The sequence below is a fragment of the Anaerophaga thermohalophila DSM 12881 genome, assembly GCF_000191885.1.
Lineage (GTDB): Bacteria > Bacteroidota > Bacteroidia > Bacteroidales > Marinilabiliaceae > Anaerophaga > Anaerophaga thermohalophila.
In genome coordinates, this window is the sequence record NZ_AEWI01000017.1 from 1 (window position 1) to 17,691 (window position 17,691).

Below are 17,691 nucleotides of genomic sequence, written 5' to 3' on the forward strand. Positions count from 1 at the left end.
TTGCAACATTTATTGAAATACTTAAACGGCTTTTATTTGCAGTTTAAACATGAAGAAACGGCCCCGGGGACAATCGTTAAACTCTGTTATGCCGAAAAGATAGAGGAATATTGCAAAAACAACCTTACCTACGAACAAAAAGAACGACTTAATTCTTTTAAACAGCTTATAGACGGGTTTGAATCGCCCTATGGACTGGAACTGTTAGCAACTGTCGATTTTATCCGTCAACAAAAAGGAATTAATAACTCCGATACTATCGTCAAAGAAATTGGCAACTGGACAAACCGAAAAAAGGAACTGATGAAACCCTATCATATTGAAGTGGCTAATAGACGGTTAAATGATTTTTTTTATAGCAAGCAGGAAGGATGAAGTTGAGAGAAAATATTTTATGCCATGAACAATTTATTATCAATCAATCTTCCACAAAATAGAAAAAGAAAAAGAAAATACATCAATGAGTGCGGTATAAAAAGCATATTTTTATCAGAATCAAGGCGTTTTAAATTTTTGTACCGGAGTTAACTTGTTGTTAATGAGGATGCAAAAATTTAAAACAGAGTTTGACAACAAAGATGCTTTTTAGACCTGGGTTCAATCTTTAAAAATGTTTGCACCTGTAAATGTTGAGTGTCAATAGATCGCTATTCAAAAGAATGTCACAACAATGAACGGTTTTAACCATTAAAAAGGCGCGGTGGCCTGTCCGCTTTCCGGGCCGGCGGATGGCGGGAAGCCAAAATGGGCGACGTTCAAGGCCTTGCGCAATGGCCGGAAATTTTGGCTTTCGCGGGCAGCCAGGTTTAAGCGGACCAGACCTTTTTGGTTCTTTTTGGGGCAATGCCAAAAAGAACAATTGAGACGAGCATGAAAAGGTTTGTCACAAAAGAACATGTATAAGTTCTTGCATGCGAGTTCTATCTGACCTTAATAAATAAATTATATACTGATGAATATCAATCACATCATACCTGGAATTACAGAAGTATTAAAGAAACAAGGTGTGGAAAAAGCTATTCTTTTTGGATCTTATGCTTACGGCCATCCTTCGGAAGACAGTGATATTGATTTATTGGCAATAAAAAATATCCCGGAATGCGATGTGCGAAATTTTCGAATTGAACTTAAAAAAGAGCTTTGGAAGAAATTTAATAATGAGAATTGTGCTTTTGATGTTATTGTTGACAGCGAAGATAGAGTAAAAAACAGAATTGCTTTGGGAGACCTGTTTTATGATGAAATATTGAATAAAGGAAAAGTGCTTTATGGGCAATAAAACTTATGCTAAAGAATGGATGACACTTGCCGGAAGAAATCTCGAAACAGCGCGATTATTAATTCGGGAAAACCATTTTACCGATATTATTGCTTTTGAGATTCAGCAAGTTCTGGAAAAATCATTTAAAGCTCTTTTTGCCTTTCATGGTGAAAAAATACCTAAAACGCATTCATTACAAGTATTATATAATTTTGTTCAAAAGACTGTTGAATTAAAGAATATTTCCATCGACGATGTAATAATGATTAGTGATTATTATGAAACCCAGCGCTATCCTGGGCCAAAATATTTTCTTCCATCTATGGATGAAGTACAACATTCTATAAAAATTGCAGAAAATGTTTACAATCAAATTCTACTTTATATTGAATGCTTTGGTTAGCAGTTCGCTATAAATTGAAAATTACCGATAAAGGCTAAGGTTGAGGTTGAGGCTAAGGTTTAGCAACCAGTAACCCCAAAACCCGAAACCCGAAAACCCCTTACCCGCACCCCCTGACCCCCTAAAGGGGGAACGCCGGCGCGCAGCACCCGGCAATTAGCACATACTCAGGTTGAGGTTGAGGATTCACCACAGATGACACAGATAACACAGATTTTTACAATTATCAATAGAGGCTAAGGTTAAGGTTGAGGTTGAGGTTGAGCAACCAGGAACCAGAAACTCAACAACCAGAAACCCAAAAACAAGAAACCCGAAAACCTTATCTTGCAGGAATTTCCGCTCCGTTCGAAGCACCGGAAAACCCGGATTTGGTTATCCACACTTCTCCTCCCTTGGGCAGCGGTAACGGCGGACTTGACTGGAATGTTGTGAAAACAATTATTTTGGACAATGTGAATATCATTAAAAACGAAACGGACATATATATTTTTGAACCAGGGTATAACAACCAGTCTATGCCAAAAAAAAAGATTGTTAACCTTACGCCAGCAAGAGCAATGTTACTGAGTGCGCTAAACAGTTACCTGGTATTGGGGTATTCCGCAAACCTTTTGGTGGCTCAAAAATTAGCATATTTCCTGCAAAAACTTGGTGAACCCCTCAATTTAACATTCGAAAAAGGTTTTTATGGCCCTTACTCGCATCAATTGCAACATTTATTGAAATACTTAAACGGCTTTTATTGTCAGTTTAAACATGAAGAAACGGCCCCGGGGACAATCGTTAAACTCTGTTATGCCGAAAAAATAGAGGAATATTGCAAAAACAACCTTACCTGTGAACAAAAAGAACGACTTAATTCTTTTAAACAGCTTATAGACGGGTTTGAATCGCCCTATGGACTGGAACTGTTAGCAACTGTCGATTTTATCCGTCAACAAAAAGGAATTAATAACTCCGATACTATCGTCAAAGAAATTGGCAACTGGACAAACCGAAAAAAGGAACTGATGAAACCCTATCATATTGAAGTGGCTAATATGCGGTTAAATGATTTTTTTTATAGCAAGCAGGAAGGATGAAGTTGAGAGAAAAATATTTTATGCCACGAACAATTTATTATCAATCAATCCTTCACAAAAGAGGAAAAGAAAAAGAAAATATATCAATGAGTGCGGTATAAAAAGCATATTTTTATCAGAAGCAAAGCGGTTTAAATTTTTGTACCGGAGTTAACTTGTTGCTAATGAGGATGCAAAAATTTAAAACAGAGTTTGACAACAAAGATGCTTTTTAGACCTGGCTCATAAATAAATTACAATAAAATTTACGTTCACAATATGTTTGAATTCAACCATAAAAAAGCTGTTCAGGCTCTGAATATAATGGCCATAAAAGAGGGTGGAACCATTAATAAAATGAAGGCCCTTAAGCTTATTTGGCTGGCTGATCGTCTGCACATCCGGTTGTATGGTCGTCCTGTAACCATGGATATTTACTACGCTATGCCTTATGGCCCGGTGCCTTCCAATACTAAAGATATGGCTGAAGAAAGCGACTTTCTTTCTGAAGAAGAACGGGAGTATCGCAACAGTTTCCTAAACATAATTGATCAATATAACTATTCATCTGCAGCAGAGCCTGATTTTAAACCATTTTCAAAAACAGACCTGGAAGCCATTAATAAAGTATATGATGAGTTTGGAGACCTTGATCAGTTTAAATTGGCTGATTTATCACACCTCTATCCGGAATGGAAGAAATACCAAAATGCCATTGAACAAAAACAAGGCACCCGATTTCAGATGAAATACGAGGATTTCTTTGCCGACCCTGATGAAAAAAACACCAATGTCTTTGACCAAACGGATGAACTTAGGGAGATCACAAAAGAGATGTATATTCAAAATGCCCAAGAACTCTGTTTTTAAACCATGGTAAATATAGGCAACCATTTTTTTGAAGAAAATCTTTGTCCGGGGAAAATTTATTTTTTCAAAAATAATCAAATAAACTCTGATGTTCCTCATTTTCATATCCTGATAGCCATACCAAATAACGATTTTTTGATATTAACCTGTTGCACCAGTCAATTTGAAAAAAGAGCCAGATTCATCGAACTCAACAATCTTCCTTATGAAACGAGCATGACAAAATTGTCACAAAAGAACATGTATAAAACTCATTCATGCTATTTCCATCAGACCAATAATTTAGACTAATTTTATACTGGTGAAAAAATGATAGTATCAGTGTTTGGGAAGCTGAACAACAGGAAGAATGGTTAAAACAGATGGTCAAAAGACAAAAAGGCAAAAAACTATAGATGCCAGAAAATTGAAGAGATATTCTTAAAATTATGAAGTAAAACTAATATTAATTTTAAAAAATAATTATAATAAGATAGTACCCTACGTTGGACTATCGTTTCAACAAGATTATTAATGGCATCTATCCGTAAATCACTTACATCTGGAATTTTCTATTCAGCCATAGCTAAATATAGCAATATTGTCCTTTCAGTTGTTATTGGAGCTATACTTGCCAGATTATTAACTCCGCAAGAGTTTGGAATTGTTGCTCTCGTTACTGTTTTTATTATTTTTTTTAATTTATTGGGGGATTTTGGAATAGGTAAAGCAGTTGTTCAGAATCAACAATTAACGGAATACGATATTCAATCAATCTTTATTTTTTCAATATTTTTTGCATTGCTTTTAGCTACGCTTTTTTATTTTTCAGCGCCGTTAATTGCTAAATTTTATAGTGAAGATGAATTAATTAAAGTTTCAAAATTTTTATCTCTTGCAGTTTTGTTTCATACACTTCAAGCTGTTCCGAAAGCACTTCTCGAAAAAGCATTAAGATTTAAACGTATTGGTCTTATATCAGTTACAACACAACTAACCACAGGCATAATAGCAATAATTTTGGCTTACAAAGATTTTAGCTATTATGCATTGGTTGTTAGGAGTATACTTAATGGATGCTTTTTATTTGTTGTTTTTTATTTTTTGACACCAATTAAAATTATTTTTAAAATCGATTGGAGTTCAATAAACAAGATTATAAGATTTTCAATTTTCAATTTTGGATTTAATTTTATTAATTATTTCTCGCGAAATGGAGACAATTTGCTTGTTGGTAAATTTTTAGGGTCTACTTCACTCGGATTTTACGACAAAGCATATCGGTTAATGATGATGCCGGTACAAAACTTAACACACGTTATTACACCGGTAATGATGCCGGTGTTATCTAAATATCAAGATAATAGAGATATAGTATATAACACTTATAGTAAAGTCGTAAAATTCCTTGCTACTATTGGGTTTCCACTTTCAATATTTTTGTTTTTTTCAGCACATGAAATTATTAATATAATTTATGGGCCACAATGGGATGCAAGTATTCCTGTTTTTAAGCTTTTAGCTCTCATCATAGGAATTCAATTGATTTATTCAAGTGCAGGTTCTGTTTTTTTGTCGATAAATCGAACTGAGCTTCTATTTTATTATGGGCTAATCAGTTCGTTTATTTTATTAAGCTGTATATCAATAGGAATATTTGTTGGAAATAATATTGTATTTGTGGGTTATGGGATTATTACAGGTTTTACAATAAACTTTTTTATTGTATACTATATGTTAATTCATGTTGCATTAAAAAAGTCAGTTTCTCATTTTTTTAAAAGCATTATATTCCCATTGTTTATGAGTATAATAATGATACCACCACTCTATTTTTTTGACAAATATAATAGTATGAATATTTACTATTCACTCTTAATAAAGTTTGTAATAGCCGCCATTTCTTTTAGTTTATTATTTTTCAGCCGACAAGAGAATAGGCAAATTATTAAACAAGGGATAAAAGGCTATTTAAAAGCTGAATAATATATATATATATGAATGTTTTAGTATTAGGCGGTACAGGGGCAATGGGTATTCATTTAGTAAAATTGCTTACAATAAACGAAATAAATACATTCGTAACTACACGCAAAAAGATTAAATCTGGGAAAAATTTAACATATATTCAGGGTAATGCTAAAGAAAGTAGTTTTGTAAAAAAATTACTACAAGAAAGATGGGATGCTATTATTGATTTTATGATATATAAAACAAATGAATTTGAAGAACGGGCCAGTCTGTTATTAAACGCAACAAACCAATATATCTTTCTAAGTTCTGCAAGAGTTTATGCCAATTCTGAGAACCCGATTAATGAAGACTCTAATCGCTTATTAGATGTTTCTGAAGATACAAATTTTCTTGCAACTGACGAATACTCACTTAGTAAAGCAAGACAAGAAAATATTTTAATGAATTCAGGGTTAAACAATTGGACTATTATAAGGCCATATATAACATACAGTGAAAATAGATTTCAACTGGGTGTGCTGGAAAAGGAAGAGTGGTTATATCGGGCATTAAAAAGAAGAACGATAGTTTTCTCTAAAGACATGATTTCAAAACAAACAACATTAACTTATGGAGGAGATGTTTCAAAAGGTATCTTTGCTTTAATTGGTAACAATAATGCTTTAGGTAAGAAATTTCATATTACCGCTAATGATTCTCACACTTGGGGCGAAATATTGCAAACATATACAACAATTTTAGAAAAAACTTTAGGTTTTAGACCTAAGGTTTTATTGCAGAATATGAATAAATTTGCTGAAATTCATCCTGCTAAGTATCAAATTGAATATGACAGATTATATGACAGACAATTTGAAAATTCGAAAATTAATAAGTTTGTTAATACAAAATCATTTTTGACAATAGGAGATGGATTGGAAAAATGTTTAAATGTGTTTTTACAAAATCCAAACTTTAAAAATATTAACTGGAAGTTGGAAGCATTAAAAGATAGACAAACCAAAGAAAGAACCCCGCTAAATGAAATAGAAGAACTTAAACAAAAAAACAAGTATTTTCTTTATAGATATTTCCCAGTTGAGATAATTAATAAACTTAAAATCAAAAGAAAATGACATCCTATTATTCTGATGAGAAAAATGTGCAGATAATACTTTCATTATTGAAAAAACATGGAATTAAGAAAGTTATTGCTTCACCGGGCACCAAAAATATCAACTTGGTTGTTAGCATGCAAAATGATTCATTTTTTGAAATGTATTCATCTGTAGATGAACGTTCTGCTGCTTATATGGCTTGTGGTCTAGCTGCCGCATCAGGAGAGCCCGTGGTTATTAGTTGCACTGGTGCTACTGCTTCCAGGAATTATTTATCCGGACTAACCGAAGCATATTATAGAAAATTGCCCGTACTCTCAATTACTTCCGCTCAAAGTTCTTCAAAAGTTGGGCATAACATTGCCCAAATAATTGATAGAAGCGTGTTGCCAAAGGATGTTGTTAAATTGAGTGTTAATCTTCCAATTATAAGAGATGATGAAGATTTTTGGGATTGTGAAATTAAAGTTAATAAGGCGATTCTTGAACTAAAGCATCATGGCGGAGGACCTGTGCACATAAATCTTCCCACTACTTATAACAGATCGTTTGATGTAAAAGAATTACCAAGCGTTAGAAATATTCAACGAATTACTTATTTCGATAAATTTCCAGACTTACCAGAAGGGAAAATTGCTATATTCATCGGTGCTCATAAATCATTTTCAAAGGAGGAAACTGATTCTATTGATAATTTTTGTGCATCAAACAATGCAATAGTTTTTTGTGATCATACCAGCAGCTATAAAGGGAAATTCAGAGTTTTATATGCCTTGGCTGCAGGTCAACAAAACGGCAACGTTTCTTTCAATTACCCAGATTTGATAATACATATCGGTGAAGTTACTGGGGATTATTACAGTCTGAAAATGATTGGCAAACAAGTATGGCGGGTAAGTGAAGATGGTGAAATTAAAGATACTTTTAAAAAACTCACTTATGTTTTTGAAATGTCTGAACTATATTTTTTTGAACATTATTCCGATAACAACTCTAATAATTCGATTAGTTATTTCGATTCTTGTAAAAAACATTTGGATTCTCTTTACAGAAGAATACCTGAATTGGCGTTTTCGAACATTTGGATAGCGTCTAAAATGGCTCATCAAATCCCGAGAAGTTCAACAGTTCATTTTGGAATATTGAACAGTCTGCGTTCTTGGAATTTTTTTGAATTGCCGGATAGTGTTACTTCGTTTTCTAATGTTGGTGGATTTGGAATAGATGGTAATCTATCAGCTTTAGTTGGTGCGTCGCTTTCCGATAAAGACAAGCTTTTTTTTGGAATTTTTGGTGATTTAGCTTTTTTCTACGACATGAATGTAATAGGGAACCGCCATATTGGGAATAATTTAAGAATATTACTGGTTAATAATGGGAAAGGTACGGAATTCAGGCAGTTTACCCATATTGCTGCCCAACATGGGGAACATGCCGATGAATTCATTGCAGCAGCCCGTCATTTTGGTAATAAATCAAAAATACTTATAAAGCATTTTTCTGAAGATTTAGGATTTGAATATTTAAGTGCTGGAAATAAAGAAGAGTTTGAACAGGTGTATAAACAATTTCTGAATCCGGAAATTACAGAAAAACCAATACTGTTTGAAGTTTTTACTAATAGTGAAGACGAAAGCCTTGCTTTAAAAGCAATATTGAACATTGAAGAAAGTATAAAAGGCAAAGCGAAACAATTTGCTAAAAATGTACTTGGAGATAAGGGTACTAATACACTTAAAAGAGTGATTGGCAAATGAGAATTGGGATACTAACATTTCACAGGTCAATCAATTATGGAGCAGTTCTTCAAGCAACTGCAACATATAAGTTTCTAAATCAAAACGGGTATAAAGCGGAAATCATTGACTACTGGCCTGAATATCATTCAAATATGTATGACCAGTTTAATATTAAGACATATAAAAATCTTAAATTCACTAAGAAATTAAAATACATTATATCTTTTATTTTAGGTTATAGAAGAGATAAGAAAAGAAAAAATGCCTTTCAATTTTTTTTGAATAAACACTTGGGCTTAAATAATACTGTTAAATTTAAGAAGACATCTTCAATAAAAGATAATTACAATATCATTATATTTGGCAGTGATCAAATATGGAGAAAATATGAACTAAATGATTTTAAAGGACATGACTATACCTATATGGGGGAAAATCTTGACAACTGCACCAAAATTGCTTTTGCTGCAAGTATGGGGATAATTAATTCATCAGAAACTGAATTAAATAAAATAAAAAAATTACTCTCCCAATTTTCAACTATTTTATTGCGAGAAAATGACCTATGCAACCTATTTCAACAGTTAGGTATTAATTCTAAAATTGTTTTGGATCCAGTCTTCCTCTTAAATAAATTGGACTGGATTAAAGCATTAGATTTAAAACAAGAAGAAACTAGTAAGCCTTATATTTTTTACTACGAAGTATTAGAATCAAAAGAAGCACAACAATTTACAAAAAAGCTTAGCAAAAAATATGGTTTAAAGATTATTACAATAAAGCGATCCGTTCATGCTTTAGATTTTAGCTTAAACCATAAGCAAAGCGCTAGTCCAACAGAGTTTCTGAATTATTTATTAAATGCGAAATACATTGTTACAACATCTTTTCATGGTACCGCTTTTTCAATAATATTCCAAAAGCAATTTTTTGTTCTTGGATTAGGAAATCACGACAGTCGGGTCAAAACATTGTTGTATAATTCAAATTTGCAAAATAGATATTTAACATCTACAGACCTTACTTTTTTGCCAGCAGATGTTGATTATGATTCAATCTACAATAATCTGTGTGATCAAATAAAATTCGGACGCGATGAACTAATTAAATCAATTAATCAAGTAAAGAATGTCAACTAAAATATCTATAATAATACCACACAAAAACTCTTCAAATTTACTTGAGAGATGTTTAAGCACCATTCCTGAAAAAGAATACATTCAGGTTATTATTGTAGATGATAATAGTGATTCAAATATTGTTAATTTTAATAAATTCCCTGGGATTAATAGAAAAAATACACAAGTAGTATTTAATAAAAAGTCAGGTGGAGCAGGTCGTGCTAGAAATATCGGTTTGAACTTTGTTCAAGGTGAATGGATATTGTTTGCAGATGCTGATGATTTTTTTACCAATAAATTTGAGGAATTAATTAATAAATATATAGCCTCAAAAGCTGATGTAGTTTATTTCGCTGTCGATAGTGTTTACAGTAGTAATATCAAAAAAGAAGCAAATCGGGATAAAAAACTTAAAGGTTTTATAGAAAAATACAACTTGAGGGCTAATCTGAAAAATGAGAACGATTTAAGGTACGGTTTTACTGAACCATGGGCTAAGTTAATCAAAACAAACTTAATTGTTCACAACAAAATTACCTTTGATGAAACGAGCGTTTCAAATGATTATTGGTTTTCAGTATTAATTGGATACCACGCTAATATAATAGAAGTTGAATCCAATTCTCTTTATGTTGTAACACATAGAAATGATTCTTTAACGAATAGCGAACAAGACATTGAAAAATTAAAAATAAGAATAGAAATTTCATCTAGGGTATACTTATTCCTCAAATTGAATAACATTAACTATGAAGAACCTTTTACAAAACAATGGTTGTGGATACTATTAAAAATAAATGTTTTTAGCTTCTTTAGTACATATTTTTCACTTTTAAAAAAAGATAAGGCATTCTTGCCAATGTTGTTTAAGACTTTATTACATGGTTATAACCAATTTTTGCTTCGACTCCAAAAGTATATTTAATGGATACTTTGTTTAAGCAATTATTAATTTTAATTCTTGTATTAATCACTGTATTTTCTTTTCGTAAGAAATATGAAAACCTTGTGATTTTAGGTATAACCGTTAGGTTATTTATACCTTTTTATGTTAGAGTAGGGCCTCTTTCATTGGCCACAATAACATTTTTATTAATTGGTTTCGCTTATATTTTAGCAAGGTATATATTAACCCCTCGTACAACGCCGTACAATTTCATTTCAATGAAAATTATTACACTTTTTTTTCTCCTTTCAATAATAAGTCTTTTGGGAGTGAATAATTTCAGGAGTCTCGCTTTTACTCTCAAAGATTTTATTTATAGTTTCATTTTAGGCATAATAATATTGAATGAAAGTAAAAATGAGAAAACAGTTAAAAAGTATCGGAAAGCTCTTTTAATTATAGGTATCTTGGTTGCTGGCTATGGTCTTTTTAATTATATAACAGGCTTTAATCCCTATATTACCGTTTTATCATTCCAATATCCAGATCAACGCTTTTTCACTTATGAGGAACAAAGGTTTGGCTTTTCTGCAAGAGTTCAGTCAACTTTATTCCACACAATTACTTTCGGTGGATATATGATGCTATTTGCTATTTGGACTTTATACTACATTTTAAGTAAAACAAAGAATAAGTTAGTTTATTTTTTGTCATTTATTTTATTTGCCTTAACTGGTTTTTTAAGTGGATCTAGATCAGTATTAATGATTTTGATCTTTGGGGTATTTTATCTTTTTTTGTTTCAAAAAATTGGTGGAAAAATAAAGATGATTGCCATTACGATATTATTTTTGATGGTAGGTGTTTCGGCTAATAAACAAATAAGTAATTATGTACTTTCAACTGTATTTTTCTGGAATGATGAATACGCTCAACAAGCAGAGGTAAAAGGATCATCAGCAGAACTAAGAATTCAGCAGTTAGAAGCTGTGATTGAATCTGTTCCGGTCTACAGAATTTTGGTTGGTTTGGGTCCTACATATTTTGACAATCATCCCAAAGACCCTCGGATACTTGGAGCAGAAAGTGCCTTATTCCAGTTATATCTTAACTATGGAATACTTGGTACTTTTTTATGGTTTGGCCTTTTTTATTATATTTACCATAAAAACAATCAAATTCGAAAAATATATAGTTGCAAATCATCAATTATCCTCAATTCTCTAACCGTTGGTTATGTGTTTTTTATACTTGCGACTGGCTTTATGGACATGACATTTATGTATATTGTACTTTATTCAATATTATTAAAAACACACCAAATAGCTTTAAAAAATGCAGGTATCTATAATAATTGTAAATTATAACACAAAAAAGCTTACGATTGAATGTATTAACAGCATAATAAAGCATACAAAAGATATTACTTATGAAATTGTTTTAGTCGATAACAATTCTACAGACGATTCAGTACAATATTTCAAGAAATTGAAAGGTATAAAACTTATTGAATCTAGAAAAAACTTAGGTTTTGGTGGGGGGAATAATTTAGGTGTTAAAAATGCCATTGGCAAATATATTCTACTTTTAAATCCAGATACAATCTTATTGAACAACGCTGTTAAATTATTTTATGATTACATGGAATCAACAAAAGACAATGTTGGTGTCATTGGATGTAATTTATTGGATTCAGATGGTGCTCAAGGTTTAACTTATGTGAATTTTAAAAGCATAAAAAACCATTTAAAATTTTCTTTTAATATTTTATGTAAAAAACTTAATATAAATCTTCCCAAGCGTATAGTTGATACTAAAGCACCTTATGATGTTGACGGAGTATTAGGGGCAGACATGTTTATGAAAAAAGAATTATTTACTAATTTAAATGGTTTTGACACCAGTTTTTTCCTTTATGTTGAGGAAGTAGAACTCCAAAAAAGAATAGCAGACAAGAACTATTTAAGAAGGATAATACCAGGTCCTTTAATTATTCATTTAGAAGGAGGCAGCAGTAATAAGAATGGTAAACAATTAAAGTATTCAACCATATACTGCTTAGAAGAAGGAACATTACGGTACATACATAAACATTATAGTAAGCTTTATTACTTTTTATTTGTGGTTATTCAGTTTTTTACCTGGTTACCATGGATTTTAGTAGATAAGCGATTTTCAAAAAACGAAAAAATGAATTTATGTAGTCTGTTGGTCAAGAAGTTTAACACCGCAGTTTATGAGAAATAATTTAGCACCCATCTGCTTATTTACATACAACCGTTTAGAAGAAACTAAACAAACGGTGGAGGCTCTTCAGTCTAATTTATTGGCTAATGAAAGTGAACTATTTGTATTTTCTGATGGTTCCAAAAATGAAAGGGATGCAATAAAAGTTGACACAGTACGAGATTATTTAAATATCATTACAGGTTTTAATCGAGTAACAATAAATGAAGCCAAGGAGAATAAAGGACTTGCGAATTCTATCATTGCTGGGGTAACTGAAATAATAGAAAAATATGGAAAGGTGATTGTATTGGAAGATGATTTAATTACTTCGCGAAATTTTCTTGAATATATGAATCAGGCTTTGGATTACTACGAGTATAATATGAATATTTTCAGTATTTCTGGCTTCACAATGAATTTACCTTCTTTAGACAATACTGACAAGGATTATTACCTTGGCTATAGGAATTCATCATGGGGATGGGGAACATGGAAAGATAGATGGGAAAAAATTGATTGGTCTGCTTCGGGTTGGCAAAAGACACTTTATAATCCCATTTTCCACTATAAATTTATGCGTGGAGGATCAGATATGCCTTATATGCTATGGAAGCAAATGCAAGGTAAGATTGATTCATGGGCGATTCGTTTGGGATTTGATCAATTTAAAAAGGATAAACTAACGGTATATCCAACAAAGTCAAAGGTTATAAATATTGGTTTCGGTGAAAGTGCAACGCATACAAAAAAAACAAAATCGTTTCAACACATCTCTTGACATAGGATCACAAATAATTTTCGATTTTGATCAAGACCCTCAGTTGGATGAAAATCTTATAAAAGAGTTTCGTAACAAGTTTTCTTTTAAAAACAGATTACTGGATAGACTAAAATCATGACAAAAAAAGTTCTATTTCTTCTTCACCTTCCCCCCCCAGTTCATGGTTCATCTATGGTTGGTAAGTTTATTTTTGAAAGTAAAATCATAAATGGAAGTTTTAATTCGCAATATTTAAATTTATTAGCATCGAAAAATACTGCAGCAAGCGGCAAACCAAGTCTTAATAAAGCGATTGGTTTTATTGTAATATGGTTTCGCTTATTGGTTAAATTGATAAAGCAAAGACCGGATATTTGCTATTTTGCACTTACAACCACAGGATTCGCATTTTACCGTGATGTTTTTTTAGTATTCCTACTTAAAATCTTCCGAGTTAAAAGAATATATCATTTACATAATAAAGGTATTCGTCAAAAACAAAATAGCTTTATCCATGCTGTTTTCTATCGTTATGTGTTCCATAGTTCTGATGTAATCCTACTTTCAAAACATCTTTTTGCCGATATTCAGGATTTTGTGGCAAGAGAAAATGTTTACATCTGTCCAAATGGAATACCTGAAATTAATTCAGTCAAGAATAAAGAAATATACTTAACTGAAAATGTAAGAATTCTATTTCTTTCAAATCTGATTGAATCAAAAGGAGTATATAACCTTTTAGATGCATTAGCAATAGTGAAACAAAGAGGAATCTCATTTCAATGTGACTTTATTGGAGCAGAAGGTGATATAACATTTCAACAATTTCAAGATAAAGTAAACCGTCTTGAAATTTCAAATCAAGTTAAATATTTAGGAGAAAAATTTAATGAAGATAAAAATAAGGCCTTCATGGAATCTGACATCTTTGTCTTTCCAACTTATCATGAGACTTTTGGTTTGGTAAACTTAGAAGCTATGCAATTTGCATTACCCGTTATTTCAACTTGGGAAGGAGGTATTCCAGATGTGGTAGAAAATAATGTTACTGGCTTCCTTGTACAGCCAAAAGATACAGAGGCCTTAGCTGAAAAGCTTGAAAAACTTATACTAAATCCTCAATTAAGAAAAAAAATGGGGCTCGCTGGGCGGAAGAAATATGAAAAAGAGTTTACTCTCGAAATTTTTGAAAAAAATCTTGTCAATATCCTCAATAAAGTTTTAGAGAAGTAGCATATGTATCTTGGAGATTATAAAATATACGATCAGGCTCTTAGCGGTCTAAGCCCAAATAAGTTATTAATCAATACGATCAATGCCCATTCATACAATACAAGCTTAAAAGATGCAGAATTTACCAACGCCCTTCAAAACAGTGATGCATTAATCCCCGACGGCATTGGTGTCGTATTGGCCATACGTTGGTTAACCGGACAAAAGCTTACTAAAATTGCGGGGGAAGATTTATTCTATTATGAGATGGAACGTTTGCAAAAAAGCGGAGGCAAAGTTTTTTTCCTTGGGAGTACCGAAGAAACATTATTAAAAATTAAAGAAAGAGCACACAAGGATTTTCCCAATGTAGAATTGGGAAGTTACTCCCCACCCTACAAACAGGAATTTTTGGAAGAAGAAAATGCCACCATGATCATGGCTGTTAATACCTTTCAACCCGATGTCCTTTTTATAGGCATGACCGCACCGAAACAGGAGAAATGGGCATACAAACATTTCAAACAATTAAAAACTGGCCATGTATGTTGCATTGGTGCTGTTTTTGATTTTTATGCTGGCACAGTAAAACGCGCACCAAAATGGATGATTAAATATGGTATGGAATGGTTTTATCGTTTTGCAAAAGAGCCCAAGCGGCTGTGGTACAGGTATTTAATAGGCAATATAAAGTTTGTTTACTATGTATGTCGTGAGAAGTTTTTTAAAAAATAAAATGCTTATATACTCCCCTGGTACGTATTTGCAACTCGCGCATCTATAGCAAGGGATTTATAATCCAATATCAGAACAAATACTTTTCCCATCAACCCAATACAATAACCCATTACCCCATCATTCCATTAATCCGCAAATTTAACTTAGATTCTTTCTAAGTTCGAGATGATACTAAACAATGGAGCATGGGTTTGTTAAACCCACATAACAAAAAAACAAAAAAATAAACATGCACCTCAAAACATAAACACACTTGCCCTTAGGCATGATTCAATATTGTAACATGTTCCCAAAATACGAAACGTTGCAAAAGGTGGCGCAAATAATGGGGAGTAGAATAAAAGAAACAACTAAAGGCTTTAAAGGATATAGAAAATCCATTTTAAGGCTTTACAAGGGAAATTTTAGTTCTTTATTTATGAAACGAGCATGACAAAGATTATAAAATAGCGAGCATAGCAAAGTTTGCCACAATAAAAAAGTTCTTCATGCGAGTTTCATAAAACCAATAATTTAGACTAATCTCTGCTCCTCGATTTCGATCGAGGGGATTACAAACAGTCGTCTCACACGACAAAATATGATAAAATAACCCGTTGTTAATGAGGATGCAAAAATTTAAAACAACAAAGAGTTTGTCAACAAAGATGCTTTTTAGACCTCACTCACTGTTAATTGTCAACCTATAACTGTTCAAAATAATGTCATAATAATGACCGACTTTAACTATTTAAAAGGCGGGGTGGCCTGTCCGCTTTCCGGGCCGGCGGATGGGGGGAAGCCAAAATGGGCGACTTTCATGGCCCTGCGCAATGGCCGGAAATTTTGACTTTCGCGGGGAGATAGGTTTAAGCGGACTAGACCTTTTTAGTTCTTTTTGGGGCAATGCCAAAAAGAACAATAGTAAATAAATTTGAAACAGGCTGCTGACTTTATCAGCAGATTCTATTTATAATAGAATTTTATTTATTGGTGGTATGGAAGACCAAATTAGTGCAATTACGGGTACAATCAAAAAACCTGAAAAATTGAATTTTGCAAGTTAGACCCATGACTTTCTACACCCTCCTTCGCCTCCACAAGCGCATTAAAAGCCGGAAGTTGAAACTTCTGGGCCTTTTGGTGGCATCGAAACTGGGGTTTCGTCATTTGTCGGTTCGCATTGATCCGTCGTTAAGTTGTAATCTGGCGTGCCGCATGTGTAATTATAGTTCGGCGGAGTACAGAAAGAAAAACAGGGGCGCGTTGAATACGGAGGAATTTGAAGATATAGCCCGGGTATTGTTTCCCCGGGCTTTTCAGTTAGTAGTGGGATGTGCGGCCGAGCCGACAAAGCATCCGGGATACCGGGAATTGTTTCGCCTGGCCCGCAGGTATAAAGTGCCCGATGTAAGCATGGTGACCAACGGGCAACTTTTAACACGCGAAGATATAGATGTGATGTGCGGGTACGGTGTAAATGAAATAATTCTGTCGTGCCATGGCGTGAAGAAGGCCACTTATGAAAAATTCATGACCGGTGCGGGTTATGAAAAGTTTCATGAAGTTCTTGGTTTAATAAAAGAAACCCGGGATGCCGGAAATAAACTCCCCCGGCTGCGAATCAATTACACCGCTAACCGGGATAATCTGGATGAGTTGAAAGCATTTTTTGAAGTGTTTGGCCGTTATCCGGTTGATGTATTACAAGTGAGGCCGGTAATGGATTTGGGGGGCAGGTACGGTCAACAATTCACCGAAGCGGATTTGCCCAAATACAATGAAGTCCTGTCATATCTTGAAGAAGCATGTCGCCGGCATGGTGTTGTTTTTCTGGCCAACCGGGATGATGCCGCTTACCGGGAAGCAACCAGGGATGCCGATCTGGCAGAGCTGGTCTATACCTATATTTCGCCCAAAACAGCCGGGCAATTAGGGATAAGCTGGAGTAACATTAATTTTCGGAAGTTCCGGCGTGCTGACAGGTGGAACTCACGACTGATCAAGTCTTTTTTCAGCAAAAGCAGCGGGGAAGGGTGGATGACGAGATCGCTTAAATATTGATAGAGGCTGAGGCTGAGGTTGAGGTTGAGGTTAAGGTTAAGGTAGAGGTAGAGGTAGAGGATTAGTCATAACCTGAGTTTGACCAGTCACCAAAATTCAATATATCCGTAATCGTGTGGCGGGATACCCCCTTCAGGGGGCCGGGGGTGAGCGAAAGGGCAGGCGCTACAAATGTTTTGAGTGGTCAAAGACCGATCAATCACTGCTGGTGCGGATTTCTTTGTTCAGAATGACAATCATCCCGGTGTCATTCTGAGGAGGCACGACGAAGAATCTCTTCCAGGTTAAAGCATTACAACAGTGATAGATTCTTCG

General features: G+C 33.5%; 15 protein-coding genes and 1 pseudogene. All 16 read left to right on the forward strand.

Going from position 1 to position 17,691, the window contains the following annotated elements; all coding sequences use genetic code 11:
• A pseudogene (locus tag ATH1_RS0106645) lies at positions 1 to 375 on the forward strand (type II toxin-antitoxin system antitoxin DNA ADP-ribosyl glycohydrolase DarG); the annotation flags it as partial.
• 577 nt (positions 376 to 952) lie between these two features.
• Entirely contained in the window at positions 953 to 1,279 is a 327-nt protein-coding gene (locus tag ATH1_RS0106655; RefSeq protein ID WP_010419231.1) for a nucleotidyltransferase domain-containing protein, read from the forward strand.
• A complete protein-coding gene (locus tag ATH1_RS0106660) occupies positions 1,269 to 1,664 on the forward strand; it encodes a HEPN domain-containing protein (protein ID WP_010419233.1) in 396 nt (131 codons plus the stop codon). The genes ATH1_RS0106655 and ATH1_RS0106660 overlap by 11 nt, the downstream gene beginning before the upstream one ends.
• A gap of 260 nt (positions 1,665 to 1,924) precedes the next feature.
• On the forward strand, positions 1,925 to 2,749 hold the full coding sequence (locus ATH1_RS19110; protein WP_052306300.1) for a nucleoside/nucleotide kinase family protein: 825 nt from the start codon (positions 1,925 to 1,927) through the stop codon (positions 2,747 to 2,749).
• Positions 2,750 to 3,007: 258 nt separating this feature from the next.
• On the forward strand, positions 3,008 to 3,598 hold the full coding sequence (locus ATH1_RS20085) for a Panacea domain-containing protein (RefSeq protein WP_010419237.1): 591 nt from the start codon (positions 3,008 to 3,010) through the stop codon (positions 3,596 to 3,598).
• Positions 3,599 to 4,111: 513 nt separating this feature from the next.
• Positions 4,112 to 5,563: a lipopolysaccharide biosynthesis protein gene (locus ATH1_RS0106680; RefSeq protein WP_010419243.1), complete on the forward strand. Its 1,452-nt coding sequence runs from the start codon at positions 4,112 to 4,114 to the stop codon at positions 5,561 to 5,563.
• Between the two features lie 11 nt (positions 5,564 to 5,574).
• Positions 5,575 to 6,666, forward strand: coding sequence for an NAD-dependent epimerase/dehydratase family protein (locus ATH1_RS0106685; protein ID WP_010419244.1), 1,092 nt, complete (start codon positions 5,575 to 5,577; stop codon positions 6,664 to 6,666).
• Complete coding sequence (locus ATH1_RS0106690) at positions 6,663 to 8,405, forward strand: thiamine pyrophosphate-binding protein (RefSeq protein WP_010419246.1); 1,743 nt, start codon at positions 6,663 to 6,665, stop codon at positions 8,403 to 8,405. The genes ATH1_RS0106685 and ATH1_RS0106690 overlap by 4 nt, the downstream gene beginning before the upstream one ends.
• Complete coding sequence (locus tag ATH1_RS0106695) at positions 8,402 to 9,526, forward strand: polysaccharide pyruvyl transferase family protein (RefSeq protein ID WP_010419248.1); 1,125 nt, start codon at positions 8,402 to 8,404, stop codon at positions 9,524 to 9,526. Before ATH1_RS0106690 ends, ATH1_RS0106695 begins: the two co-directional genes overlap by 4 nt.
• Positions 9,516 to 10,433, forward strand: a complete 918-nt coding sequence (locus ATH1_RS19120) for a glycosyltransferase family 2 protein (protein ID WP_010419250.1) — start codon at positions 9,516 to 9,518, stop codon at positions 10,431 to 10,433. The genes ATH1_RS0106695 and ATH1_RS19120 overlap by 11 nt, the downstream gene beginning before the upstream one ends.
• Positions 10,433 to 11,761, forward strand: a complete 1,329-nt coding sequence (locus ATH1_RS21090; RefSeq protein ID WP_010419251.1) for an O-antigen ligase family protein — start codon at positions 10,433 to 10,435, stop codon at positions 11,759 to 11,761. The genes ATH1_RS19120 and ATH1_RS21090 overlap by 1 nt, the downstream gene beginning before the upstream one ends.
• On the forward strand, positions 11,730 to 12,641 hold the full coding sequence (locus tag ATH1_RS19125; protein ID WP_044115002.1) for a glycosyltransferase: 912 nt from the start codon (positions 11,730 to 11,732) through the stop codon (positions 12,639 to 12,641). Before ATH1_RS21090 ends, ATH1_RS19125 begins: the two co-directional genes overlap by 32 nt.
• Positions 12,631 to 13,401, forward strand: coding sequence for a glycosyltransferase (locus tag ATH1_RS19130; protein ID WP_010419254.1), 771 nt, complete (start codon positions 12,631 to 12,633; stop codon positions 13,399 to 13,401). The genes ATH1_RS19125 and ATH1_RS19130 overlap by 11 nt, the downstream gene beginning before the upstream one ends.
• Positions 13,402 to 13,518: 117 nt before the next feature.
• Positions 13,519 to 14,616 (forward strand): glycosyltransferase, encoded by a 1,098-nt coding sequence (locus tag ATH1_RS0106720; RefSeq protein ID WP_010419258.1) that lies wholly within the window; start codon positions 13,519 to 13,521, stop codon positions 14,614 to 14,616.
• Between the two features lie 3 nt (positions 14,617 to 14,619).
• Positions 14,620 to 15,330, forward strand: a complete 711-nt coding sequence (locus tag ATH1_RS0106725; protein ID WP_010419262.1) for a WecB/TagA/CpsF family glycosyltransferase — start codon at positions 14,620 to 14,622, stop codon at positions 15,328 to 15,330.
• Positions 15,331 to 16,383: 1,053 nt separating this feature from the next.
• Positions 16,384 to 17,376, forward strand: a complete 993-nt coding sequence (locus ATH1_RS0106740; RefSeq protein ID WP_010419271.1) for a radical SAM protein — start codon at positions 16,384 to 16,386, stop codon at positions 17,374 to 17,376.
• The last annotated feature ends 315 nt before the right edge of the window (positions 17,377 to 17,691 follow it).

Coding starts and splice junctions, on each gene's coding strand:
- ATH1_RS19120 (WP_010419250.1), top strand. CDS start 9,516: ATGTCAACTAAAATATCTATAATAATACCACACAAAAACTCTTCAAAT.
- ATH1_RS19130 (WP_010419254.1), top strand. CDS start 12,631: ATGAGAAATAATTTAGCACCCATCTGCTTATTTACATACAACCGTTTA.
- ATH1_RS0106725 (WP_010419262.1), top strand. CDS start 14,620: ATGTATCTTGGAGATTATAAAATATACGATCAGGCTCTTAGCGGTCTA.
- ATH1_RS20085 (WP_010419237.1), top strand. CDS start 3,008: ATGTTTGAATTCAACCATAAAAAAGCTGTTCAGGCTCTGAATATAATG.
- ATH1_RS0106720 (WP_010419258.1), top strand. CDS start 13,519: ATGACAAAAAAAGTTCTATTTCTTCTTCACCTTCCCCCCCCAGTTCAT.
- ATH1_RS0106690 (WP_010419246.1), top strand. CDS start 6,663: ATGACATCCTATTATTCTGATGAGAAAAATGTGCAGATAATACTTTCA.
- ATH1_RS0106740 (WP_010419271.1), top strand. CDS start 16,384: ATGACTTTCTACACCCTCCTTCGCCTCCACAAGCGCATTAAAAGCCGG.
- ATH1_RS21090 (WP_010419251.1), top strand. CDS start 10,433: ATGGATACTTTGTTTAAGCAATTATTAATTTTAATTCTTGTATTAATC.
- ATH1_RS19125 (WP_044115002.1), top strand. CDS start 11,730: ATGCAGGTATCTATAATAATTGTAAATTATAACACAAAAAAGCTTACG.
- ATH1_RS0106655 (WP_010419231.1), top strand. CDS start 953: ATGAATATCAATCACATCATACCTGGAATTACAGAAGTATTAAAGAAA.
- ATH1_RS0106680 (WP_010419243.1), top strand. CDS start 4,112: ATGGCATCTATCCGTAAATCACTTACATCTGGAATTTTCTATTCAGCC.
- ATH1_RS0106660 (WP_010419233.1), top strand. CDS start 1,269: ATGGGCAATAAAACTTATGCTAAAGAATGGATGACACTTGCCGGAAGA.
- ATH1_RS0106685 (WP_010419244.1), top strand. CDS start 5,575: ATGAATGTTTTAGTATTAGGCGGTACAGGGGCAATGGGTATTCATTTA.
- ATH1_RS0106695 (WP_010419248.1), top strand. CDS start 8,402: ATGAGAATTGGGATACTAACATTTCACAGGTCAATCAATTATGGAGCA.